20 protein-coding genes are annotated in these 22,821 nt (G+C 69.8%); 6 read left to right on the top strand and 14 right to left on the bottom strand.

Annotation, left to right across the window (positions count from 1 at the left end; all coding sequences use genetic code 11):
- Window positions 1–1,056: 1,056 nt before the first annotated feature.
- From ABD989_RS05505 to ABD989_RS05540, 8 genes are all read right to left on the bottom strand, one after another.
- Complete coding sequence (locus ABD989_RS05505; protein ID WP_345312722.1) at window positions 1,057–1,575, bottom strand: MspA family porin; 519 nt, start codon at window positions 1,573–1,575, stop codon at window positions 1,057–1,059.
- Window positions 1,576–2,011: 436 nt separating this feature from the next.
- Window positions 2,012–2,920 carry an alpha/beta hydrolase gene (locus ABD989_RS05510; RefSeq protein WP_345312723.1) on the bottom strand — a complete coding sequence of 303 codons (909 nt, stop codon included), beginning with the start codon at window positions 2,918–2,920 and terminating at the stop codon, window positions 2,012–2,014.
- Window positions 2,917–4,269, bottom strand: a complete 1,353-nt coding sequence (locus ABD989_RS05515) for a flavin-containing monooxygenase (RefSeq protein WP_345312724.1) — start codon at window positions 4,267–4,269, stop codon at window positions 2,917–2,919. The genes ABD989_RS05510 and ABD989_RS05515 overlap by 4 nt, the downstream gene beginning before the upstream one ends.
- Window positions 4,266–5,111 carry an LLM class F420-dependent oxidoreductase gene (locus ABD989_RS05520; protein ID WP_345312725.1) on the bottom strand — a complete coding sequence of 282 codons (846 nt, stop codon included), beginning with the start codon at window positions 5,109–5,111 and terminating at the stop codon, window positions 4,266–4,268. Before ABD989_RS05520 ends, ABD989_RS05515 begins: the two co-directional genes overlap by 4 nt.
- Window positions 5,112–5,201: 90 nt before the next feature.
- The gene (locus ABD989_RS05525) at window positions 5,202–6,269 is read right to left on the bottom strand and encodes a prenyltransferase (protein WP_345312726.1); all 1,068 of its coding nucleotides are present in this window, start codon (window positions 6,267–6,269) and stop codon (window positions 5,202–5,204) included.
- Window positions 6,270–6,983 carry a class I SAM-dependent methyltransferase gene (locus ABD989_RS05530; protein WP_345312727.1) on the bottom strand — a complete coding sequence of 238 codons (714 nt, stop codon included), beginning with the start codon at window positions 6,981–6,983 and terminating at the stop codon, window positions 6,270–6,272.
- A complete protein-coding gene (locus tag ABD989_RS05535) occupies window positions 6,977–8,290 on the bottom strand; it encodes a glycosyltransferase family 4 protein (RefSeq protein WP_345312862.1) in 1,314 nt (437 codons plus the stop codon). Before ABD989_RS05535 ends, ABD989_RS05530 begins: the two co-directional genes overlap by 7 nt.
- A 14-nt stretch (window positions 8,291–8,304) precedes the next feature.
- A complete protein-coding gene (locus ABD989_RS05540; RefSeq protein WP_246992137.1) occupies window positions 8,305–9,984 on the bottom strand; it encodes an FAD-dependent oxidoreductase in 1,680 nt (559 codons plus the stop codon).
- A 98-nt stretch (window positions 9,985–10,082) separates the two neighbouring features.
- Between ABD989_RS05540 and ABD989_RS05545 the strand changes: the two genes are divergently transcribed.
- Window positions 10,083–10,922, top strand: coding sequence for an acyl-[acyl-carrier-protein] thioesterase (locus ABD989_RS05545; protein WP_345312728.1), 840 nt, complete (start codon window positions 10,083–10,085; stop codon window positions 10,920–10,922).
- A 30-nt stretch (window positions 10,923–10,952) separates the two neighbouring features.
- Here ABD989_RS05545 and ABD989_RS05550 read toward each other — a convergent pair whose 3' ends face one another.
- The 3 genes from ABD989_RS05550 to ABD989_RS05560 form a co-directional block, all read right to left on the bottom strand.
- Window positions 10,953–11,507 (bottom strand): DUF3558 domain-containing protein, encoded by a 555-nt coding sequence (locus ABD989_RS05550; protein WP_345312729.1) that lies wholly within the window; start codon window positions 11,505–11,507, stop codon window positions 10,953–10,955.
- On the bottom strand, window positions 11,504–12,379 hold the full coding sequence (locus ABD989_RS05555) for a DUF3558 family protein (protein ID WP_345312730.1): 876 nt from the start codon (window positions 12,377–12,379) through the stop codon (window positions 11,504–11,506). Before ABD989_RS05555 ends, ABD989_RS05550 begins: the two co-directional genes overlap by 4 nt.
- Before the next feature lie 107 nt (window positions 12,380–12,486).
- Complete coding sequence (locus ABD989_RS05560; RefSeq protein ID WP_345312731.1) at window positions 12,487–12,873, bottom strand: SHOCT domain-containing protein; 387 nt, start codon at window positions 12,871–12,873, stop codon at window positions 12,487–12,489.
- Between the two features lie 245 nt (window positions 12,874–13,118).
- Between ABD989_RS05560 and ABD989_RS05565 the strand changes: the two genes are divergently transcribed.
- Window positions 13,119–13,571 (top strand): flavodoxin domain-containing protein, encoded by a 453-nt coding sequence (locus ABD989_RS05565; RefSeq protein WP_345312732.1) that lies wholly within the window; start codon window positions 13,119–13,121, stop codon window positions 13,569–13,571.
- Here the strand turns inward: ABD989_RS05565 and ABD989_RS05570 are convergent.
- Window positions 13,538–14,443, bottom strand: a complete 906-nt coding sequence (locus ABD989_RS05570) for a DMT family transporter (protein ID WP_345312733.1) — start codon at window positions 14,441–14,443, stop codon at window positions 13,538–13,540. The genes ABD989_RS05565 and ABD989_RS05570 overlap by 34 nt on opposite strands.
- A 71-nt stretch (window positions 14,444–14,514) precedes the next feature.
- Between ABD989_RS05570 and ABD989_RS05575 the strand changes: the two genes are divergently transcribed.
- The 3 genes from ABD989_RS05575 to ABD989_RS05585 are packed head-to-tail and all read left to right on the top strand — an operon-like array spanning window position 14,515 to window position 15,836.
- Complete coding sequence (locus tag ABD989_RS05575) at window positions 14,515–15,024, top strand: nucleoside deaminase (protein ID WP_345312734.1); 510 nt, start codon at window positions 14,515–14,517, stop codon at window positions 15,022–15,024.
- 45 nt (window positions 15,025–15,069) lie between these two features.
- Window positions 15,070–15,345, top strand: coding sequence for a hypothetical protein (locus tag ABD989_RS05580; RefSeq protein WP_246992153.1), 276 nt, complete (start codon window positions 15,070–15,072; stop codon window positions 15,343–15,345).
- On the top strand, window positions 15,342–15,836 hold the full coding sequence (locus tag ABD989_RS05585) for a SixA phosphatase family protein (protein ID WP_345312735.1): 495 nt from the start codon (window positions 15,342–15,344) through the stop codon (window positions 15,834–15,836). The genes ABD989_RS05580 and ABD989_RS05585 overlap by 4 nt, the downstream gene beginning before the upstream one ends.
- A 180-nt stretch (window positions 15,837–16,016) precedes the next feature.
- On the opposite strand, the gene ABD989_RS05590 is transcribed toward ABD989_RS05585, so the two are convergent.
- A complete protein-coding gene (locus ABD989_RS05590) occupies window positions 16,017–21,368 on the bottom strand; it encodes a PE family protein (RefSeq protein WP_345312736.1) in 5,352 nt (1,783 codons plus the stop codon).
- Here ABD989_RS05590 and ABD989_RS05595 point away from each other — a divergent pair.
- A complete protein-coding gene (locus ABD989_RS05595; RefSeq protein WP_345312737.1) occupies window positions 21,349–21,609 on the top strand; it encodes a hypothetical protein in 261 nt (86 codons plus the stop codon). The genes ABD989_RS05590 and ABD989_RS05595 overlap by 20 nt on opposite strands.
- 162 nt (window positions 21,610–21,771) lie before the next feature.
- Here ABD989_RS05595 and ABD989_RS05600 read toward each other — a convergent pair whose 3' ends face one another.
- A complete protein-coding gene (locus ABD989_RS05600; RefSeq protein ID WP_345312738.1) occupies window positions 21,772–22,707 on the bottom strand; it encodes a hypothetical protein in 936 nt (311 codons plus the stop codon).
- Window positions 22,708–22,821 lie beyond the last annotated feature (114 nt).

Raw genomic sequence — 22,821 nt, forward strand, 5'->3', positions numbered from 1 at the left:
GGACGCCTCGAACACCTCCGCGGCATCGCGCAAGGCTTCCGCAACCTCGACCACTACATCTTGCGGTCCCTACTGCACTCGGGTCAGCTCACCGAACGAGTCAACGCACTCTGAAATACGAAGAGCCTGCAATAGTCGCCCTACGTTCTTCCTCGCACAACTGTTCCCACTCCGCCCGCGTGGGCGCGTCCCGGCTTCCCGTCGGACTCCTGGTAGGCCATTGCGCATACGAAAGGTCTTGCTTCGAAGAATTCCAAGGTTGATGCAACGGCCGCGTGTTCTCATTCATATTCGCAATGCGAGCCCTGGTTACTGGATCAAGCTCCATGAACCCCGGAAGCTTGACCATCCTGCTAGCCGCCACAATATGATCAACCTGCCATTCCTCCCGCCTTAAATCCTCATAGCCAGCCCACTTCCCAGCATTGACTTCGCTCACAATTGCTTTAGACCTATCCCTGAACGAGGTATGCCCACGAATTCTTCTTGCCTCTTTTGCGACGCCTTCCGCATCCAGCCCACTATCATCCGGAAACAAGTCAGTGATGAACGTGCCACAGTATCCGGTCAGGCCATATGGAAGAGCTGCCGGACCTTCAGTCGGAAGTTCGCGTTCGACGGACGGCGCCACCCGCGATCGCTCATTTTCGGGAGCTCCAGAAGTTTCAGCGGCCGGCGCCGGAATATCCGTCGGCGCGTGGACATTTGGCACCGCTCCAGCGGTGGTTGTCGCAGTAGTCGTCGGCACTGCGGGCGCGGTCAGCGTCGGCGACGGCGTCGTCGGCGTCTGCGTCTGCGTCGTGGGATCTTGACAAATATATGGCACCAGTGGAGGCGGAGCCTCCGAGGCCGGACGCCCGGTACTTTGCGCCCACGCCTGCGCCGAGGCCTCATTATACGCCGCTGTTTCGCGCGCACACCGCTCCGCAGGAGTTTCAGCACTAACCATAGGCAACTGGAGGCTCGCCAGAAGTATTACCACTCCGACTGAAGCCGCAAGTATTAGCCGTATAGTTCGTCGCATTCGAGCCCGCGACCCTGTCCCCCGATCAGCCACTAAAGCCAGGTCCTGGCGGAGAGGATGTTGATCGTGTCATCGGCGGTCTTCGTCGAGACCGAAAGGCGACCGATGATCCGCGTCGATACCTTACCCCAACACCCGTCAACACTTACACGCGCACGCTTGACACGAATCGATGCGCGATCGCCCTGAAACTGCTTCTTCCCGAGAGAAATTTCTGAAATGCGTCCCGGTTTGATGTTGGCTGAAATTTGGGGGCTGACACTTGCCGACATTCCAAGATTTGCGCTAGGGATACCACTGATCGTGACACCCACGTTCGGGCCCACCGAAGCCGACAGCCCTACCGTGGCACCGTTTGAAACGTCCACCTGGCACCCAATGACCAAAAAGTGCTCCACAATGGCCGTTTGCACCGGATTCACCCCGCGACCCTCGACGAAGCCGGTGACCTTCGACGAAATCCAACCTTCACGGGAAGTCGGCGCGTTCGCCAGGTTGCATCGGGTTGACAACCATCTCAGTCGACTCGAGCCTAATGGTCCAGTCGTCATCGGTGGTCAGCTTATCCTGCTTCATTGAAAGCGGCGTCGGAGTAGCCTCGGCAGCACCCGTCAGGGAACTAGCCCCACTCAAGAGCGCCGTCGCCGAAGCCACGCCAGCCACCGCTGCCCGCATTCGATTTTTCGCCTTCATGTTCCACTTTCCGCTTTGATTCGAAGAGATGCCCTCCGGCGCGGACTATCAGCAAACACTGTGGCAAGCCCCCCGGCCTTGTCGGCATAGATTGGGCCCCGAAGCGACCCATCGAGGACGCTATCACATTGTATTTTCGGCTTTCTCAAACCCCTACCGCCCACTCAGCGACCTCGTATGGCTAAGGTGCCCATGGCCTCCGTCCGAAATCCCCTCCCCGGCCAGATTCGTCGAAAGAAGTTGATGCCAGTTGTTGGCCCATCAACAGCCGGTACACGCGAGCGCACCGCGCAGTCAGGCGAGGTGGTGGGTGAGGAAGTCGATCTGGTGGGTCACCGCCTGCTCGAACCAGTCGAAGCCCTCGAAGATGTCGAAGTGGTCGCACGGGTAGTGGCGCACCTGCGCGCGGGCGGAGAAGGCGGCCTTGGCTGCGGCGTGCGGCGGTGCGGCCTGGTCGAAGTCGGCGATCTGCACCAGCGTCGGTGCACTGATCTTGTGGGCCGACTTGTCGGCGCGGAAGCTGCCCAGCTCCAAGCCGATGGCGGCGTCCACCTCGTTGCGCCAGGTGGGACCGGCCACCGCGAGGTAGTTCTCCAGGTAGCCCGGACCGGACAGCGCGGCACCGGAGCCGGGCGGACCGACCACGGTCATCATGGTGGGTGCGCGACCCAAGCGGGACTTGACCGCACTGCCGACCGCGCGCGACGTCGACTTCGCGACCCCGGCCACGCCCAACTGCGGGTAGTGGTGGATGCCGGCGGCCAGCCCGCTGACCAGCGGCACCATCGCGATCACCGCGGCCAGGTCGTCGCGGCCGGACGCCACTTCAAGGACCAGTCCGCCGGCCAGCGAGACACCCCAGAGGATCACGCGGGAGCGGTCCACGCCCGGCTGCGCCGCCGCCGCGGCCATCGCGGCGCGATAGTCGTCGGCCTGCCCGGTGAGCGAGATTTGTTGGCGGGGCTCGCCGTCGGAGTCGCCGTAGTGGCGGTAGTCGAAGGCGAACACGGCCAGACCGGCCGCCGCGAGGCGCTCCGCGAACGGCTCCAGGCCGGAGTCCTTGGTGCCGCCGAAGCCGTGCGCCATCACCACCACGGGGACGGCGCCGTCGTCGTTCGCGAACGGCGAATCAGCGGCCGCGGAGAAGAACCAGGCCGCGCACCGCGTGCCGCCGGAAACGAAATCCACTGATCGACGGCTCATGCGTCGACTCCTGCCCATTCGGGCGCACCGGTCTGCTGGGCGCGGGCGTACCCGGCCGGCAGTTCCTTGGTGCGCAGGTCGTGCTCGTACAAGAAGTGGTCCAGCTGCTGCGTGTGCCGCGGACGGTGCAGCATGTGGCCGGTGTAGAACTCGGTGTCGGAAGCGATCACCTCGTGCATGGTCGGCACCGGCGGCGGCACGTACTTGCCGACCGCGTAGGCGCCGATGATCCGCGTCTGCGCCTCCACGAACGGGAACAGCGTCGGGGTGGCCTGCGCGAAGCCGGCGAACACCACGTCGTCCATGCCCGGGTAGAAGATCCGCTTGTACAAGTCGATCTGGTTGTCCGGCGCGCTGATCACGTCCTCGTCGAAGAACGGGAAGGTGATGTTGTAGCCGGTGGCGTAGACGATGATGTCGAACTCGTCGCTGGTTCCGTCGGCGAAGTGGACGGTGTCGCCGTCGAGCCGGTCGATGTCGCCCTTGGCCGCCACGTCGCCCGAACCCAGGCGCAGCGGCAGTTCCACCGACTGCGTCGGGTGCGCCTCGAAGAACTTGTGGTTCGGCGTGGGCAGACCGTACTGCTCGGGCCGACCCGCGGTGAACGGCTGCATCACCTGGGCGAACTTGCGCTGCCAGGCGAACGGGATGTGCGGGCTGGTCTTGTAATACTTGTCGGCCGGCTGACCGGCGAAATACTTCGGCACGATCCACGCGCTGGACCGGGTGGACAGCGTCACCTGGGTCTCGAGCGCCTTCGACGACAGCTCGACGGCGATATCGGCCGCGCTGTTGCCGAGGCCGACGATGAGGATGCGCTTGCCCGCGAAGTCGAGCGGGTCACGCGGATCGATGTACTGGTGCGAGTGGATCTCGGTGCCGCTGAACTCGCCGGGGAAGTCCGGCCAGCGCGGATCCCAGTGGTGCCCGTTGGCCACCACGAGCAGGTCGAATCGACGCTTTTCGCCGCGCTGGGTGGTCAGTTCCCAGCCGCCGCCGTCGAGGCGTCGGGCATGGGTCACGCCGTTCTCGAACTCGATGGCGTCACGCAGACCGAAGGCGTCGACGTAGTCCTCCAGGTACTGCTTGATCTGCGAGTGGTGTGGGAAGTCCGGGTAGTGCTCGGGCATCGGGAAGTCGCGGAAGCTGAGCTGGTGCCGCGAGGTATCGATGTGCAGCGAGCGATACGCCGACGAGTGGCCGTTCGGATTGCCGAAGGCCCAGTTGCCGCCGATCCGATCCGAGCTCTCGAAGCAGGTGTACGCCACGCCGTAGTCGGCAAGCTGCTTACCGGTGGTGAGTCCGCTGATGCCGGCACCGATGATGGCGACCGAAGGTGTTGCCGTCATGCGTCGAGCTCCAACTTTCCGGCCAGTTTGGCGAGGTATCCCGAGGCGCGTTCCACGCTGTCGTCGGGTAGTCCGTACAGGACTTCGGTGACGCCGAGTTCCCGCCACTTGTCGAGGCGTTCGGGAATGGGCTTGAAATCGAGCACGACGATCCGCGGCTCGCCCTCGCGCCCGGCGTCGCGCCAGATCTGCTGGCACAGCTGCACCGAGCCCTCGATGTCCTCTTCGCGCGGGGTGGTGATCCAGCCGTCCGCGCTGCGGGCGATCCACTTGAAGTTCTTCTCGGTGCCCGCGGCCCCGACCAGCACCGGCACGGTGGACTTCGGCTTGGGCCAGGCCCAGCTGGGACCGAACTCCACGAACTCGCCGTGGTACTCGGCCTCCTCCTGCGTCCACAGTGCCCGCATGGCCTCCAGGTACTCGCGCAGCATGGTGCGACGACGACCGGGCGGCACGCCGTGATCGGCCATCTCGTCGAGGTTCCAGCCGAAGCCGACGCCGAGCGTGACGCGCCCGCCGGAGAGGTGGTCGAGCGTGGCGATGGTCTTGGCCAGCGTGATCGGGTCCGACTGCACCGGCAGCGCCACCGCGGTGGCCAAGCGGATGCGTTCGGTCACCGCGGCGGCCGCCGCGAGCGTGGTCCACGGATCGAGGGTGCGCAGGTAGCGGTCGTCGGGCAGCGACGAGTCACCGGTCCCCGGGTGCGCGGCTTCCCGCTTGGTGGGGATGTGGCCGTGTTCGGGCACGTAGTACGACGCGAAGCCGGCCTGCTCGATGAGCGGCGCGAGGATCTGCGGCAGCAGACCGCGGTCGCTGGTGAACTGCACGATTCCGAACTCCACGGAACCTCCTGGGATGCGATGAACGTGACTGATGCACAATTTTAGACAGACATCTGGACACCTGTCCGGAAATTCTGCAAGCGGGTCGTTTCAGAAGCGGCGGACGTCGCGGAAGATCCCGTTGCCGGGGGTCGCCCGACTGATCGCGTCCGCGGCGAGCACCACCGCGGCCGACGTCCAGCAACTCTTCTCCACCGGCCACCGCTTGCCGTCGTCGTAGACCAGGCCGGTCCAGTACGAACCGTCCGGATCCCGCAGGTGCCCGATCGACGCGATCAGCGCGATGGCGGCCTCGGTGTCGCCGAGCGCCTCCAGCGCCAGCGCGAGTTCGCTGGTCTCGGCCCCGGTGACCCAGGGACGGTGGTCGACGCAGCGGATGCCGAGGCCGTCGACGACGAACTCGTCCCACCGCTGCGCGATGCGTTCCTGCCCCTCGCGCCCGCGGATCGCGCCGCCGAGCATCGGGTAGTACCAGTCCATGGAGTGATCGCTCGGCGGCTCGAAGACCTCCGGCCGCTCGCGGAACGCGAGTCCGAGGGCCGCCAGTGCCGCCTCCCAGTCCGGTTCGGGTGCACCGATCTCGTCGGCGATGCGGACGGCGCAGTCGAGCGCCTGATAGATGCTCGCGTTGCCGGTGACCAGCGCTTCGTCGAACATCGCGTAGGTCACGTGGTCGGCACCCCAGCGGAAGGCGCCGTCGTTCCGCTGGAATCGGCACACCAGATTGATCGCCGACCACACGGTGGGCCACATCCGCTGCAGGAAGGCACCGTCGCCGGTGATCAGGAAGTGATGCCACACGCCGACGGCGATGTACGCGCAGAAGTTGGAGTCGATGCCCGGCACCGTGACCACGCCGACGTCGGTGCGGATCGGCCACGAGCCGTCCTCGCGCTGCGTGCGCCGCGACCACTCGTAGGCGGCTTCGGCCTCGGCGAGGAAGCCGGTGGCGCTGAGCGCCATGGCCGACTCGACGTGATCCCACGGATCGGTCTGCCCGCCCGGGAACCAGGGCATGGCACCGGAGGACTCCTGCATGCGCGCCACGGCTTCGCCGGTCGCGTTGATCGACACGGCGGCGAGGACCCCGGGCACATGCGGGCGGCCGCCGCCGCGCTCCCCGCTCGCCGAATCAGGTACCGCCGCCGAGATGGTCATTCAGGCAGGCTTCCTCAGGTACAGCGCCACCGACTTGCCGACCAGCGGGTTGAGGACCTGCTCCCCCACCCGGGTGACCCACGGCTTGCTCATCATGTCCCAGACCAGCATCTTGTGGTAGCCGCGGACCAGCGGATTCTTGTCGTTCTCCACGCCGACGGCGCACTTGAGCCACCAGTACGGCGCGTGCAGCGCGTGGGCGTGATCGGAGCCGGTCACTTCCAGGCCGGCCGCTTCGAGCTTGGTCGCCAGATCGGAGGCCCGGTAGATGCGGACGTGGCCGCCCTCCACCTCGTGGTACTCGTCCGACAGCGCCCAGCAGATCTTCTCCGGCCAGTAGCGCGGCACCGTCACCGCGGCCATGCCGCCCGGACGCAGGATCCGCACCATCTCGGCGATCGCGGCCTCGTCGTCGGGGATGTGCTCCAGGATCTCCGACATCAGCACCACGTCGAAGCTGTCGTCCTCGTACGGCAGGCGCAGCGCGTCGCCGACCTCGGTGCGACCGACGGCGTACTCGGGTGCCTCACCGGCCACCGCGAGCGCACCGAACATCTCGGCGACGTCGGCCATGTCCTGGGTGTTCTGGTCGAAGGCCGTGACATCCGCGCCGCGACGCAGCATCTCGTACGAGTGGCGGCCCTGGCCGGCACCGATGTCGATGGCGCGGACGCCCGGTCCCACGCCGAGGCGATCGAAGTCGACGGTCAGCATGCGGCGTTCTCCTTGGGAGTGGTCGGGACTTCGGGGGTGCTCGGAACTGGGGGATTCTCGAGCGGCAGGCGGGCCCCGCGGGTCGCCGCGATGGCCGCGCGGTAGCGCTCGGCCGTGGCGGCGGCGACGGCCGCCCAGCTGTAGTTCTCGGTGACGCGGGCCCGGCCCGCGGCGCCGAACTCGGCGGCGAGGTCGGGATCGTCGAGCAGTTCGCGCAGCGCCGCGGCCAGGCCTTCGGCGTCCCGCGGATCGACGAGCACCGCGGCGTCGCCGACCACCTCGGGGATCGCACCGGCGCGGGTGGCGACCAGCGGCGTGCCGCAGCTCATCGCCTCCACGGCCGGCAGTGAGAAGCCCTCGTAGAGCGACGGAACGCAGGCGATCTCGGCGCTGGCCAGCAGCGCGGCCAGCTCGTCGTCGTCGAGTCCGGAGACCACCGAGACCTTGTCGCCGATGGACAACTGCTCGATCAGCCGGGCCGACGGCCCCTCCGGATCCAGCTTGGACACCAGGGTCAGGCTCACCGGATGATCGGCGGCCACCTTGGCGAACGCCTCCAGCAGGTAGGCAACGCCCTTGAGCGGCGCATCAGCGCTGGCCACGCACACGATCCGGCCGGGCACCCGCTCGCCGCGCGGGGCGAACAGGTCGACGTCCACCCCGAGCGGGATGGTCGCGAGGGCGCCGTCGCGCACACCGAAGGCGTCCCGGATGTCGTCCTCGCTGGTCTTGGACACCGTCAGCAACGACGGGATGCGCCGGGCCACACGGCCCTGCATCGCCAGGAACGAATGCCATCGCCAGGCGGTGATCTTGGACAGGCCCTTGGCCGCGCGCACGGCGAGCGACCGGTCCCGGGTGATCGGGTGGTGAATGGTCGCCACCAGCGGGAACCCGCGGCGCTTGATGTCGAGCAGGCCGTAGCCCAGGCACTGGTTGTCGTGCACCACGTCGAAGTCGGCGCGACGACTCTTCAGCAGGCGGGCGGCCCGCATGCTGAAGGTCAGCGGCTCGCCGAACGCGGCGGTCCACATCATGGCCACTTCGAGGACGTCGAGCAGGTCGCGGTACTCGCCGAGCTTCGGCGTCCGGAACGGCTCGGGCTCCCCGTAGAGGTCCAGGCTCGGCACCTCGGTGAGGGTGACGCCAGCGTCGAGCGCGGCCTGGTCGAGCACCGGATAGGGCTGTCCCGAGAACACCTCCACCTGGTGGCCGAGCAGCGCCAGCTCGCGCGACAGGTGCCGCACGTACACGCCCTGCCCGCCGCAGTGCGGCTTACTGCGATACGACAGAAGGGCGATCCGCAGCGGCGGCTGTGCACTCATCCAACGGCCTCTTCGGTCGCGCGCGCGGTGGCCACCAGTTCGTCCACGGTCACGAGCTTCACGCGACGACGACCCTCGGTCTTGCCCGCGGCCCGTTCGGCGGCGTCGATCCGGCGCCAGCCGTCGAGGTCGACGCGTTCGGCACCGCGCGAGGCGACCAGCTCGGGGACGTCGTCGACCGACCGCTCCGGTTCCGGGAGGGAACCGGCGGCGAAGTCGGCCAGGATCGACGCGGCGGCCTCCTCACCGCAGAAGCGGTTGCGGCCGATGCCGCCGGTCGGTCCACGGCGGATCCAGCCGGCCACGTACAGGCCGGGCAGCACCGGGCCGTCCGGTCCGTCGGTGACGCGCGCGTCGTCGCTCGGCACCACGTTGCGGTCCCGGTCGAAGGGCAGTCCGGGGATCGGCTGGCCGCGGTAGCCGACGGACCGGACCACGATGGACGCGTCCAGGTCGAAGGTCTCCGAGGTCGGCGTCGCCGCACCGCTGGCCGCGTACGAGTTCTGCATGCAGTGCAGGCCCGTGACGCGGTCGTCGCCGAGGACCTCCAGCGGCGAAGAGAGGAAGCGGAAGACGATCCGCTTGTTGCCCTCGGTCCGCGGCCGCGCGGCGAACTCGCGCGCCAGGCGGATCTTGGTGGCGATGGTGGAGTCGAGCGTGTCGTCGGCCAGGGCCGCCTCGGTGCCCTCCGACAACGCGAGGTCGGGCTCCTCGATGACGATGTCGATGCCGTCGAGGTCGCCCAGCGACAGGAACTCGGCGTTGGTGAAGGCGGCGTGCTCGATGCCGCGGCGTCCGAGCACCACCACCTCGGTGATCGACGACGCCTTGAGCGCGTCCAGCGCGTAGTCGGCGATGTCGGTGGCGCCCAGCACGGCGTCGTCGGTGAGCAGGATGCGCGCGACGTCGAGAGCCACGTTGCCGTTGCCGATCACCACGGCGCGCTCGCCGCTGAGGTCGAAGGTCCGGTCCGCGTAGGCGGGATGGCCGTTGTACCAGGCGACGAACTCGGTGGCCGCGAACGAGCCGGTCAGGTCCTCGCCGGGGATGTTGAGACGACGATCGTGCGGCGCGCCGACGGCGTAGAGGATCGCGCCGTAGCGGGCGTTCAGCTCGTCGTGCGTGATGTGCGTACCGACGTCGACGTTGAGGTGATAGGTGAAGTTCGCCTTCTTCTCGGTGGCGGCGAACGTGTTCTCCACACCCTTGGTCTTCGCGTGGTCCGGCGAGACGCCGGCGCGGACCAGACCGTACGGGGTGGGCAGCCGGTCGAACATGTCGACCTTCACCTGGCCACGCTTGACCAGCTCACCTGCGGCGTAGAAGGCGGCCGGTCCGGCGCCCACCACGGCCACGTGCAGTTCCTTGCCCTCGGGCATCACCGGCGGCCGCGTCGGCTTCACCAGACCGCCGTCGGGATCGTGATCCTTGAAGTAGTCGGCGTTGATCTGCAGGTAGGGCTCGTCCTTGGCCTCGAGCTGATCATCCGGGAAGATCGCACTGACCGGGCACTCGTCGATGCAGGCGCCGCAGTCGATGCAGGCCTCCGGGTCGATGTACAGCATCTCCGCCGTGAGGAACTCCGGCTCGTCCGGAGTGGGGTGGATGCAGTTCACCGGACAGACCTCGACGCAACTCGCGTCGTTGCAGCAGGGCCTGGTGATGACGTGTGCCATGTTCGATTCCCTCGACTCGTACCTACAGGAACATGTTCTAGTTTTGTGTCGAGCGTATCGTAATCAACTGGTTATCGGCCACCGACGAAAGGCTCGCCGTGCCCGCTCCCAAACCGACGTCGTCCGCGTCGCCGATCTACCGTCCGCTGGACGCCCGCAAGGCAGAAGCCCGATTCTTTGCCGAAGACTATCGGGTGCGCACCGGAGACATCGATCAGCAGATGCGGGTGCGCCTGGATGCGGTGGCGCGCTACCTGCAGGATGCCGCGAACGACAACATCGCGGCGACCGACTTCGGCGACACCGAACCGTTCTGGATCGTGCGGCGCACCATCATCGACGTCCTCGAGCCGATCACCTGGCCGTCGGACTTCCAGGTGGAGCGCTGGTGCGGCGCCTTGTCGACGCGCTGGACGGACATGCGGGTGAGCCTCACAGCGACGAGCGAGACCAACCGGTTCAACCCGGAGCCGCGTCCGGACGGACGGATCGAGACCGAGGCGTTCTGGATCAACGTCAACGATCAGGGCATGCCCTCGCGCATCTCCGATTCGACGTTCGAGGTGCTCGCGCAGATGAACGACCACCATCGGCTCCGCTGGCATTCGATGAACCCGGAACCGGCCCCGCCGGAGGCCGAGTGCTCGCAGCCCGACCGCGAGCACGTGCTGCGGTCCACCGACTTCGACCCGTTCAAGCACCTCAACAACGCCGCCTACCTCGAAGCCGTCGAGGACGAGCTGGTGGATCACCCGGATCTGCTGGATGCACCGCACCGCCTGGTGATCGAATACCTCCGGCCGGTGACGCCCGGGATCGAGATCGCCATCCGTCGCAAGCGGATCGACGACTGCCTGTTCGTCTGGATGCTGATTCCGTCCGACGACGGCCTGGTCTCGGCGGCCACCGTCTCGGTGTCGCTGATCCCCGCCGCCTGACCCGGTTCGTCTGACCCGGTTCCGCCCGACTCAGTTCGCGCGGTTCAGCACCAGTTCCATCAGCGCGATCGCCGACGCGCACGCGTCCGAGCCGGCCGCGTGCGGCTCCACCCACCAGGTGAGCGTGCCGCGACCCGGCGACTTGGCCGTCACCCCGCACACCTGCGGTCGGGCGGGATCGCGCTGCGTGAAGCCCGCGAGGCTGTTCACCTGAATGTTCTCGGTGGTGAAGCCCAGACGCTGCGCGGTCTGCTTCTCCAGGTTGAAATCGCCCCACTCGTACCAGGCGAGGGTCACATCGGTGACGCCGCCGCCGACCACCACCCAGCGGCAGATCGCCCCGTTGAAGCCCCGCTCGGCCGATCCGCCACCGACGGCCTCGGCGATGTCGGCGGCCGGCAGGATCTGGCACTCGGTCAGCAGACCCTCGAAATCGCTGGTGTCGACCTGACCCTTCTGCGCCGCGTCGGCACCGACACGCTGGGCGTCGCCGTCGACCACGGTGGTGCAGGCTGCCGTCGTGCCGAGGACGACGAAAGCGGCCGTCGCCGCGACAGCGCGCCGCAGCCTGCCCGGCCGGCTCACGAGGCACGCTCAATCGACGTGGCCGCCAGGCTCTTGGCCGCATCGCACAAGGTCTCCAGCGGCACCGTCTCGGCGCCGAACGACTGGCGGTCGGCCACCGAGATCTCGATGAAGTCGTTCTCGAACTGCACGCCCACCTCACAGATCGGATTGTGGCGAGCGAGGAAGCCCGGGTAGCCGGCGATCTCGATGTCCACCGTCGGGTTCTCCCGGCTCAGCTGCTCGTGACCGCGTTCGCGCCCGATCGGCGAGCCGCGGTACCAGTTGAACGAGACCACCGGGCCGTCCCGGTGGGCGTCGGAACGCCACTCGCAGACGGAGGGGTTGTCGTTGTAGAGCTTCAGCGCGGCGAAGGTGGTGGCCGCCGACACCTCTTCGGCGGTGAGTCCGCCGCACCGTTCGAAGGCCGGTCCGGTGCCCGCCTTCGGCGTGGTGGTCTTCGACGAGACGCCGTCGTCGTCCGAACCGCAGGCGCTCAGCGTCATCGCGGCCACCGCGGCGAGAATCAGCAGGGTGCCGCCGCGCAGCCGGTCCATCTGCCGTCGGTCGCGCTTGGTCGGTCGACCGGCGCCGGGATCGCGCCGCGGCACCGCGGCGACGATCTCGCGCGGCGGTGGCGGCGGACTGTTGTCGATGTAGCACTCGGCGGCGACCGGGGCCGAGGCCCGCTTACTGATGAGCTTGACCACCTCGACGATGCGGTCGCGGCCGTGCAATCGTACGCGCACTTCGTCGCCCACGGCCACCGGCGTGGCCGGCTTCGCGGTGACACCGTTGACCTGTACGTGACCGGCGCGGCAGGCGGCGCCCGCGGCCGAGCGGGTCTTGGTGAGCCGAATTCCCCAGATCCAACTGTCGACACGCGTCGCCATGTGTCAACTCCCCTCTCGCCCGTCGTTCCCCTAAGTATTACAGCGGACCGGTGATACACCACGGCGCCCGACGACGAGGTGTCGTCGGGCGCCGCAGATAGGTCAGGTCAGGCGAGCGCCTTGGCCTTGATGGCCTCGAACTCGGCCTGGTTAATGGTCCCGGCGTCGAGCAGCGTCTTAGCGGTCGCGATCTGATCGGCCGGCGTCGACGTCCCTGCGGCGTCGCGGATGTACTCGCGGGCCTGAGCGTCGGCGGCCGATTGTGCCTGTGCCGAACGCTGGGCCATGCCTCGGCCGCGGAACAGCAGGTAGGCGAATGCAGTGATGTACGGGAGTATCACCAGGAAGATGATCCAGACAACCTTCCAGCCCGCCGACAGCTTGTGGTCGCGGAACAGGTCCGTCAGGACCATGAACAGCACGATCAGGTACGCGATGAACGCGAAGATCAGGATCGTGTACCAGACGACGTTCCAGACGTTGCCCCAGTCCATACCGACTCCTTACGTAGAGAATCACCCCTCCGGTCGGACCGGGTGCAAAAGCAAGCGAAGCACAGGGGTGGACTGGTGCACAATAGCGCCCCCCGAATCGGGGCGCGCCGACCAGCGACTTGCCCCACTTCCCGGCCGCCCGACCTGCACTTTTGGGCCGAAAGTCCCTGGCCACGATTCGACTATCTGCGGCCGCCTACGCTACCGTCGACGGGTTGTTTCCCGATGTAGGAGAAGGTCCGAACATGGCCACTGTCATTCTTTACGGCACCGAGACCGGTACCGCGGAACTGGTCGCCGACGCCATCGCCGACGTGTTGGCCGCCGACTTCGACCCGTCGATCTACGACATGGCCGAGTTCGCCGCGGAAGATCTGAACGCCGACGACTTCCTCGTGGTGATCTGCTCCACCTATGGCGAGGGCGAACTGCCGTCGGGCGCGCTGCCCTTCGCCGACGAGCTCGACGACGTCGACCCCGACCTGAGCGGCATGCACTTCGCCGTGTTCGGCATGGGCGACAGCGTCTACGACGACACCTTCAATCGCGGCGGCGAGATCATGGCCGAGATGCTGACCAAGCGCGGCGCCGCGCAGGTCGGCGAGCACTTCCGGCACGACGCGTCGTCGACGATCAAGCCGACCGTCGCGGCCGCCGAGTGGGCTCAGGGCCTCAAGTCGGTCATCGCCGACGACTGACCCAGGGCGACGACCTCCTCGACCGCGCGACGATCTGCATCGTCGCGCGGTTGTGCTTCTCCCCGAATGGCCGAGTGCTGCGCCAGTTTGACGACGGCGACGGCGGCCACCAGCAGGATCAGCAACAACAGGATCGACGTACCCACGCCCACGCGCAGGTTCTCGCCGAGCAGGACCACCGCGAGGCCCATCGACACCGCGGGCTCCACCACGTTCATCGCGGGGAACGACGTCTGGATGTCGCCGCAACCGAACGAGCGCTGCTGCGCGACCACGGCCAAGGCCAGCACGATCGCCAACAGGTAGATGTCCGGGTGGGCCATGAAGGTCACCGGATCCTCCATGAAGTGCATGGCCACCGATTTGATGAGCAGCGCCGCCACACCGAACAGTGCGCCGGCCGCGATGCCGTAGAGCAGCGAGCGGTAGTGCGCGTTGCGGCACCGCTCGGCCAGCACCACCAGCACCAGCAGCGCGATGACCACGACGGTCACGGTGGCCGCGAACAGGACCGGCGCCGCCCGCCGTTCGCTGGACACCGGGCGCGCGATCACCAGGAACGCGACGACGGAACCGACCAGCACCGCGCCCCAGATCCAGTCCGCCCGCGAGGGACGGCGTTTGTCGATCCGCGCTTCCAGCGGCAACGCGAAGAGCACCGCCAGCACCACCAGCGGCTGCACCAGCAGAATCGAGCCCAGCCCCAGCGCCCACGCTTGGAACGCGAAGCCGACGATGGCGATGATCGCACCGATCCACCAGCCCGCGGTGATCGCACCGTTCCGTGAGGAGGCGCGCTGACGCAGCACCGTTCCGGTCGCGATCAACGCGGCCGACAAGACGGCGAAGAGCGCCGGAACCCAAGTGTGCATCGTGGTTTCAGATTATCGGTCGGATCCGCGCTCCGCTCCCCGACGCACGTCCCAGGCGCTACGTTGCAGGTGTGATCCTCCGCAACCCCGTGCCCGACGACCTTCCGTTCCTGCGCAGGTGCGTGACTCTGGCCCGGCACGCCGTCGAGGTCGGCGACGAGCCCTTCGGCTCACTCTTGCGTCTGGGCGACGACATCCTCTTCGAGGACCGCAATCACGTCTCCGGCGGCGACCACACCCGCCATCCCGAGTTCGCGATCGCACGCTGGGCCGCCGAGAATCTGACGCCCGAACAGCGCGGCGCCGCGGTGGTCTACACGTCCGGGGAACACTGCCCGATGTGCTCGGCCGCGCACGCATGGGTCGGACTGGGCCGCATCGTGTACGCGGTCGGCAGCATTCAACTGCTCCAATGGCGTCGCGAGTGGGACCTTCCGGAGCCACCGGTCGCCCCGTTGCCCATCAACGCGGTGGCGCCCGGTGTGGAGGTGGCCGGCCCCGCGCCGGAACTGGTCGACGAGGTCCGCGCCCTGCACGCCCAGAGCGCCGGCGCGGAGACCGCACCCGGTCCGTCGCACTGACGTGCCTCCCCCGATTTGTCGGCGGCAGGCTCTACCGTGGGAATCATGGACTACCGGACGCAGCTGGAAAGCCTCACCACTCTGTCGATGAACGCGATCACTCGTGCCTGCGCCGGCGAGGGCCTCAACGCGCTGCTGACGCAGTGCTACGACGAGTACCTGGAGTTGCGCGAGCTCGCTGAGGAAGCGCTGACCGATACGACTCCGGAGACCCGCGAGTACTACATGCAGGAAGCCGCCGCCTGGCGGGACACCGCGCGGGTCCTCAACGAGATGCGCGCGGAGCGTACCGCGGCCGTCCGCGCGGCCGAGTCGGCATGACCGCTGGTGCACGCACCCTGATTCTGCTGCGGCACGGCAAATCCGGCTATCCGGCCGGCGTGCCCGACCACGACCGTCCCCTCGCCGACCGCGGCCGTCGCGAAGCGGCCTTGGCCGGCGAATGGATGGAGCGCGACGGCCTGCAGGTCGATGCGGTGATCTGTTCCACCGCCGAGCGCACCCGGCAGACCCTGGAGCGGACCGGGATCGACGCTCCGACGCAGTTCACCGCGGACATCTACGAGAACTCACCCGAGGACATCCTCGAAGCGATCCGCACGTACGCGCCGGCAGACGCAGCCGTCCTGCTGGTGGTGGGCCACTTCCCCGGACTGCCGGGCACTGCGCTGACCCTGGACGGCGACGCCGACATCGACCGCTTCCCCACCTCGGCGTACGCGGTCCTGTCGATCGGAGTGCCGTGGGACCGCCTTGGCCTCGATGTGGACCCAGCGGCTCGCTTGACCTCGCTGCAGATCCCCCGCGCGTAAGAGTTCTCGAAAGTTCGCTGCCACCGGCGGGGTCACCGTGGACATATTGACCACGGTGACCCCGCCGGTGTCGGTGAACGGGAGAATTCTGGCGGACCACGCCCCGAGCTTCCCCCAGATACCGCAAGGGCGCGACTGTCCGAAGACAGCCACGCCCCTGCGTCGTTGGACGGAACCGGGTCAGGTCACGTTCACCGTCGAGGCCGCGCCGGTGGTACCCGTGCCCGGGCCGCTCCGATCTCCGCCTGCACCCGCGGTCGCGGTGTTGCCGGAGGTCTGGGCCGATCTCACGCTGATCGACGCGGCGCCGCCGGCGCCGCCGATACCCGTGTCGTCGCCGTTACCGCCCGCGCCGCCCGTCGCCTTGACAGTGGTCGCTTGCGCTCCCGCTCCCGTGACGGTGATGGCGGCACTTCCGCCGCGCCCGCCCTTTCCATCGTCACTGCCTTGACCGGCGTTTCCGCCGGCGGCTTGGCTATCCGCCACGGTGGCACCGTTGTTGGCGCGGATCGTAGCGCCGCCCCCGACCGCGCTGGCACTGCTCACTCCGGCCGCAGCATTACTGTTGCTGATCGTGCCGCCGTAGGAATCGACGTACCCGTGCAAGCCAGCGATGTTCCCGGCGGCGCTACTCCCGGTCGCGACACTGTTGTGGACCTGACCGCCCGCGACGACGGTCTGATCCTTCCGGATCCGAACGCGACCTTCGCCGCCGTTCTTGCCGTTGACACCGGAAACACCCGCGCCTCCGGCGCCACCCATCGCAGCACTACTGGTGATCGAACCGGAGGTCAGCGTGGGATCGGTCCAGACCGCGCCGATGCCACCCGCGCCGCCGGTGGCACCATCGCCGATGCCCCCGTCGCCACCGGTGCCTCGACCGTCGGCCCCGGTGTTCGAGCCGCCCGCATAGATCTGACCCATGCCGCCGGCCCCGCCGGTACCGCCGTTCACTCCCGTTCCGCCGTCGCCGCCCAACCCCGTACCGGTCGCGATGCCACCCGTCGTCTGGGTGCCGCCCGGGGTCGGGTTCTCCGGCGTCACCGGGTCCGGGAGATACGCACCGACGATGAGGTTTCCTTGTCCACCCACGCCGCCGACACTGCCTGCGGTGGCAGAGCCGCCATTGCCGCCGATCGCCGTCCCGTGCGCCGCTCCCCCGATACCGCCGAGCGGCTGACCCACCTTCTCCGCGTAGCCGACCTGGATGGTTCCGTTGGCGCCGTTGCCGCCGCGGCTACCGGCGCCGTCGGCGTTTCCACCGCTTCCGCCGTTGCCCTCGCCGGTGACTTCACTGTCTTGGGTCCTCGCGTAGAGGGTGCCGTTGGCACCGCTTCCGCCCTGGCCGCCGTTCTGAGCGAATCCGCCGTAGCCGCCTAGTCCCGTGCCCGCGGCGCTCGACCCATCGCCGGCGGCGAGAATCCGGCCGCCGCCACCACCACCGACGCTTCCCGCGCCGACCGCCGAACCGCCCAGCCCTCCGGTCGCGGAGCCGTCGGCACTGCTGTCCGCGCCGCTGGCGGTGATCTCCGCTCCGCCGCCGGCACCGCCGATGCCGCCGTTGCGACCGTCACCACCGGCACCGCCGGTAGCCGTCCCCGCCGCAGAGCTGCCCGCGCCGTCGGCCACTGAAGTCGCCGCACCGCCGGCGCCACCGGCGCCGTTGAGTCCGTGACCGCCGGCCCCGCCGACCGCCGTCACCGCTTGTGCTCCCACGCCGGACGTCCCGGCGCTGCCGCCGGCACCACCGGTCGAACTGCCGGACACCGTGGTCGTGGCATTGCCGCCCCGGCCGCCGGTGGTTCCGGCGCCGATCGCGGCGCCACCGGCGCCACCGAGACTGGTGCCGGTCACCGTGACACCGCTGTTGCCGGCTCGCACCGTACCGTCGCCGCCGTTGCCGCCCAGGCCTCCCGCGGTGCCGCTGCCGCCGGCGCCGCCGACCGCACCAATGCCGGTCGCCTGCGCGATCCCGCCGCCCGTAGCCACGACGTAACCCAGACCGCCGCTGCCGCCCGAGCCGGTGCCGTTGGCCGCACCGGCAGCACCGCCGGTCGCCGTGCCCGACACCTGGCTGCCCGGCCCCTGGGCGTGCATGGAGGCGCTGCCGCCGTTGCCGCCCGTGCCACCGGGGCTGCCTGCGACAGCGTCGCCGCCGGCACTGCCGTCTTCGCCGGTCGCAGTTCCGGTGGCGGTACCTCCGAAGTCGGCCATGACCAGAGCCTGTCCGCCGGCGCCGCCGTTACCGCCCCGAGTTCCGTCGGCAGCGTTCAAGCCACCGTTGCCACCGTCGCCGCCGTGGGCGACCGCGTCGGTCACCGTCGAACCGAAAGTTCCGGTGTAGTCGTAGACGCCGACCCAGCCCTGCTGGCCGTGCCCACCGTTGCCACCGAGGCCCGCGCCGCCGTCGCCGCCGGTCGCCGTGCCGTTGGTCGTGACGCCGCGCAGGCCAGTGACCTGTGCCGTACCGCCGTTGCCGCCGGTAGCACCGGCTGCGCTGGCGGCACCGCCGTTGCCGCCGGACGCACTGCCCGACGACGCCCCGCCGACCCCGTCCGCGAGCACGATGCCGAACGCACCGTTGCCGCCGACGCCGCCGTTGGACGCCGCACCACCGGTACCGCCGGATGCGGCGCCCGTGGCCAATCCGGCACCGTTGCTCGACTGGACCCAGGCGTTGCCACCTCCGCCGCCCTTGCTGCCTGCGCCGTCGGCGTTACCGCCGGCACCGCCGGTCGCCGCACCGGACGACTGTGCGACGTTCCCGCTGGCGTAGATCTGCCCGAGGGCTCCGGCACCGCCGACGCCGCCCGCGGTGCCGCGACCGCCGGCACCGCCGACCGCACCGGCGCCGGTCGTGGTCGCGGTCCCGCTGGACTCCGCCAGCACGGAACCCTTGCCGCCGTTGCCGCCCTTACCGGCGTCGAGGGCCGCGCCGCCGGCACCACCGGTCGCCGTACCCGAGACCTTGCTCTCGATGCCCCGACCCATCACCTCGCCGGCACCGCCGTGGCCGGCCACGCTGCCCGCGCCGGTGGCGGCGCCGCCGACACCACCCGCCGCACCGGTCGACTGCACGGTCGCACCGATGGCCTGAATCGTGCCCGCGCCGCCGTTACCGCCGACACCGCCCGCGGTCCCGCTGCCGCCGGCACCGCCGACCGCACCGACGCCGGTCGCGGTCGCGGTCCCGGTGTTCTCGGCCCGCACGGAACCCGCGCCGCCATGGCCGCCCTTGCCTGCGTCGACGGCCGCGCCACCGGCACCACCGGTCGCCGTCCCCGAGACCTGGGTCCCGGGCACCCGACCGAACACCTCACCGGCACCGCCGTTGCCGCCCACACTGCCCGAGCCGGTGGCGGCGCCGCCGACACCGCCCGTCGCCGCACCGGACGACAGGGTGCCCGCACCGCCGCCGAGCACCAGGCCCTTGCCGCCGTTGCCGCCGACACCACCTGCGGACCCGCTGCCGCCGGCACCGCCGACCGCACCGGAGCCGGTCGAGGTCGCGGTCCCGCCGTTCAGAGCCTCCACGGAACCCATGGCGCCGTTGCCGCCGACACTGCCCGGGTTCCCGGTGCCGCCGGCACCACCGACCGCACCGGTACCGGTCGCCTGCGCGTTGCCGCCGCCGGTGGCCACCACGTAGCCCTGTCCGCCGCTGCCGCCCGTACCGGTACCGATCGCGGCACCACCGGCACCGCCGGTCGCGGTGCCCGACACCTGGCTGCCTGCTTCCTTGGCGTGCATCGAGGCGCTGCCGGCGTTGCCGCCTGCACTGCCGTTGACAGCGTTGCCGCCGACACCACCCTCGCCGCCGGTCGACGTACCTGTCGCGGTACCACCGAAGTCGGCCAGGACCAGAGCCTGACCGCCCTCGCCGCCGTTGCCGCCCCTAGTTCCGTCGGCGGCGTTCAGGCCGCCGTCACCACCGTCGCCGCCGTGGGCGACCGCGCCGTTCACCGTCGATCCGAAAGTTCCGGTGTAGTCGTAGACGCCGACCCAGCCCTGCTTGCCGTCTCCGCCGTCACCGCCGAGGCCCGCGCCGCCGTCGCCGCCGGTCGCCGTGCCGTTCGTCGTGACGCCGTTCATGCCGGTGACCTGTGCGGTACCGCCGTCGCCGCCGGTCGCGCCGGCAGCACTCGCCGCGCCGCCGTTACCGCCGGTCGCGGTGCCCGACGACGATCCGCCGCTGCCGACCGCCAGCACCAGGCCGTAGCCGCCGTCGCCGCCGTCACCCCCGTTCGACGCCGCCCCACCGTCGCCGCCGACGGCATTGCCATCGGCCGTGTTCCCGGCACTGGCCTGCACCCAGGCGTCGCCACCCGCGCCGCCGATGCTGCCGGCGCCGGTGCCGCTGCCACCGGCACCGCCGGTCGCCGTCCCCGATGCCGCCGAACCGGCACCCAGTCCGAGGATATCCCCGACGCCGCCGTCGCCGCCGGTACCCGCGCCGAGTGCGTCGCCGCCCCGTCCACCGACCGCGGTGCCACCGGCAGAGCTGCCGGCCCCCTCGGCATAGACGCTCGCGCTACCACCGGTACCGCCCTGACCGCCGGTCAACGCCGCGGTCGCATCGCCGCCGCGACCGCCGTCGCCGCCGATCGCCGTGCCGGAGGCCTGCCCGCCGGTGACCGCGTGCACGATCGCGCCGCCACCACCGCCGCCACCGCCGCCGCCGAGTCCGGGTGCAGCTGTGGTGCCCTGGCTGCCGGCGCCGCCGACGCCGCCGGTGCCGGCCGTCGCGCTGTACGCGTAACCGGTGCCACCGGTGCCGCCGGAACCACCGTTGCCGTTCGCGCCGCCATTGGTACCCAGGCCGCCGCTGCCGCCCGTACCGCCGGTGCCGCCGGACTGCGGAACGGAGCCGTTCGCGAGCACAACCTGGCCGGTACCGTCGCCGCCCGCACCGCCGATGCCGCCTTGACCACCGTTACCGCCGCGGTCGTCGCCGATCCCGACGCCGCCCGCGCCGCCGACACCGCCCGTACCGCCGTTGCCTGCGGTGACACCGATGCCGCCGCTGTACCCGGCGCCGCCGGTACCACCGACGCCGCCGTCACCGGCATGGCCGTTCGCCGCGCGGCTTTCGTCCAGATTCAGGCCGCCGAGGCCGGCCGCACCGCCGGTGCCACCGACACCGCCCGTGCCACCGTCCACCACGGTGCCGTCGCCGGCCCGACCCGTGCCGCCGACACCGCCGACCCCACCGTTGCCGCCGACACCCGCCACCGAACCCGATCCCGCAGAACCGGAACGGCCCAGCAGGCTGCCCTTGCCGCCGTTGCCGCCGGCACCCGAGGCGCCGCCTTCACCGCCCGCACCGCCGGTACCGCCCATGCCGCCGGGCACCGCGCCGGGCGCACCCGCTCCACCGTCACCGCCGCGGCCGCCCTGACCACCCGCGCCACCGTTGCCGCCGACACTGAACAGGAAGCCGCCGTTGCCGCCCTGGCCGCCACGGCCGCCCGCGGTACCGTTCCCGCCGTCGGACCCATTGGAGCCGGGCGCGGTGCCCGCACCACCGGTCACGCCGTCGACGCCCGCGGCGCCGGTGCCGCCGGTGCCGCCCTGGCCGATCGGCGGCCTGTTCGGCGGCAACGTCCTCGAAGCCATCGCCCGCAGCTGCACCGCCAACATGTCGAACAAGCTGCGCTCGCTCGGTATCCCCCACCGCTTCAACGCCCGCCCCGACGGCAGCCACAGCTGGGGCCTGTTCTCCGCCGACATGCGGCTGTCCTGGCCGATGATCGCCCGCGCCATCGGCGCTTGACCACACCTCAAGGCGACACCTCCCCCCAAAGGCGTCAGTGCGCCCCGGAGGCGGCACCCGGGGCCGCCGCCTCCGGGGTCGGCTGACGCCTTTGCGTGGGCCTGCCGCCTTTGTGTGGGCCTGCCGCCTTTGTGTGGGCCTGCCGCCTTTGTGTGGGGGCCGTCAGCAGAGGCCGCGCCTGCCCAGGTGGTCGGTGAGCACCGGGATGAAGGCGGCGTCGCGCAGTTCCTGCCAGACGGTCCGCACCATGTCGAGCCCCAGCTCGCGGAGCTTGTCCTCGCGCAGCTTCTCCTCGATGACCACCTCCTCCGGGCTTCGCTTCGAGCCGATCGTCGCCTGCCGATACTTGGTCAGGCCGTCGAACTCCACCACCACCTGGCCGTCGAAGTCGAGATCGACGTAGGCGATGCTCCCGTCCCGCAGGTCGTAGCGCACCTGTAACGCCGGAATCGGAAGCCCGGCCTCGATGACCTGGGCACGACACCACGACTCTCCGGGATTGTCGGCCAACGGACTCGCGTGTCGGAGCGCGAAGCGCGCCGTCCCCACGCCTTTGCGCCGCACCCCGAGTCGCTCGGCCAACTCGTCGCGGTCCAGTCCGCGCGCCAGCCCGGCGTCGAACGCGGCGAGGGCCCGGTGGAACGGACCGGTCACGGCCAGATCGACGACGGTCCGCGCGAGCCCGGTGACCCGCACCCCGTCGACCTCGACGATGTCCTCGTCGGGCACGGTCCCGGTATGGAAGACGGTCTTGCGCTCCTTCGCATTACCGCCGTGCGGCCGCTCCGCGAAGCGGTGCACACGCGTGCGCGTGGGCAACAGCACCGGGAGCCCATGGATGACGGCCGCCGAATCGTGGCTGAGCAGTGCCGGCCGCGCCCCCTGTTTCGCCGATCCCACGGCCAGGCACTTCGCCCGGTAGAGGACGTCGCCGCGATAGCGCGACGACTCGCTGATCCGAGATTCCTGCAGGTACACCCCGCGGCTCACCAGGACCAGTTCGCCGGACGTGATCGCCGCCTCCAGCTCGCGCTGGGTCACGCCGGAGTCGAGGACGTCGTGCCGGCGCAGAAGCCCGTGCTCGTCGGGAAGCCACATACTCTTTCGACGCTCCGCACCCCGGCCGCGGTTCCCCGGCCGCGTCGTCGGGCGTGTCGCGGCAGTCGACCACAAAGGCGGCAGTCGCCACCAGAGGCGGCCGCCCCGGCTGTC

The organism is Gordonia alkaliphila (assembly GCF_039542465.1).
GTDB lineage: Bacteria > Actinomycetota > Actinomycetes > Mycobacteriales > Mycobacteriaceae > Gordonia > Gordonia alkaliphila.

Bases quoted from the DNA above. Each gene is read 5' to 3' on its own strand.
- ABD989_RS05505 (WP_345312722.1), bottom strand. From the start codon at position 1,575: ATGACGACTGGACCATTAGGCTCGAGTCGACTGAGATGGTTGTCAACC.
- ABD989_RS05510 (WP_345312723.1), bottom strand. From the start codon at position 2,920: ATGAGCCGTCGATCAGTGGATTTCGTTTCCGGCGGCACGCGGTGCGCG.
- ABD989_RS05515 (WP_345312724.1), bottom strand. From the start codon at position 4,269: ATGACGGCAACACCTTCGGTCGCCATCATCGGTGCCGGCATCAGCGGA.
- ABD989_RS05525 (WP_345312726.1), bottom strand. From the start codon at position 6,269: ATGACCATCTCGGCGGCGGTACCTGATTCGGCGAGCGGGGAGCGCGGC.
- ABD989_RS05530 (WP_345312727.1), bottom strand. From the start codon at position 6,983: ATGCTGACCGTCGACTTCGATCGCCTCGGCGTGGGACCGGGCGTCCGC.
- ABD989_RS05540 (WP_246992137.1), bottom strand. From the start codon at position 9,984: ATGGCACACGTCATCACCAGGCCCTGCTGCAACGACGCGAGTTGCGTC.
- ABD989_RS05555 (WP_345312730.1), bottom strand. From the start codon at position 12,379: ATGGCGACGCGTGTCGACAGTTGGATCTGGGGAATTCGGCTCACCAAG.
- ABD989_RS05560 (WP_345312731.1), bottom strand. From the start codon at position 12,873: ATGGACTGGGGCAACGTCTGGAACGTCGTCTGGTACACGATCCTGATC.
- ABD989_RS05565 (WP_345312732.1), top strand. From the start codon at position 13,119: ATGGCCACTGTCATTCTTTACGGCACCGAGACCGGTACCGCGGAACTG.
- ABD989_RS05570 (WP_345312733.1), bottom strand. From the start codon at position 14,443: ATGCACACTTGGGTTCCGGCGCTCTTCGCCGTCTTGTCGGCCGCGTTG.
- ABD989_RS05580 (WP_246992153.1), top strand. From the start codon at position 15,070: ATGGACTACCGGACGCAGCTGGAAAGCCTCACCACTCTGTCGATGAAC.
- ABD989_RS05585 (WP_345312735.1), top strand. From the start codon at position 15,342: ATGACCGCTGGTGCACGCACCCTGATTCTGCTGCGGCACGGCAAATCC.
- ABD989_RS05600 (WP_345312738.1), bottom strand. From the start codon at position 22,707: ATGTGGCTTCCCGACGAGCACGGGCTTCTGCGCCGGCACGACGTCCTC.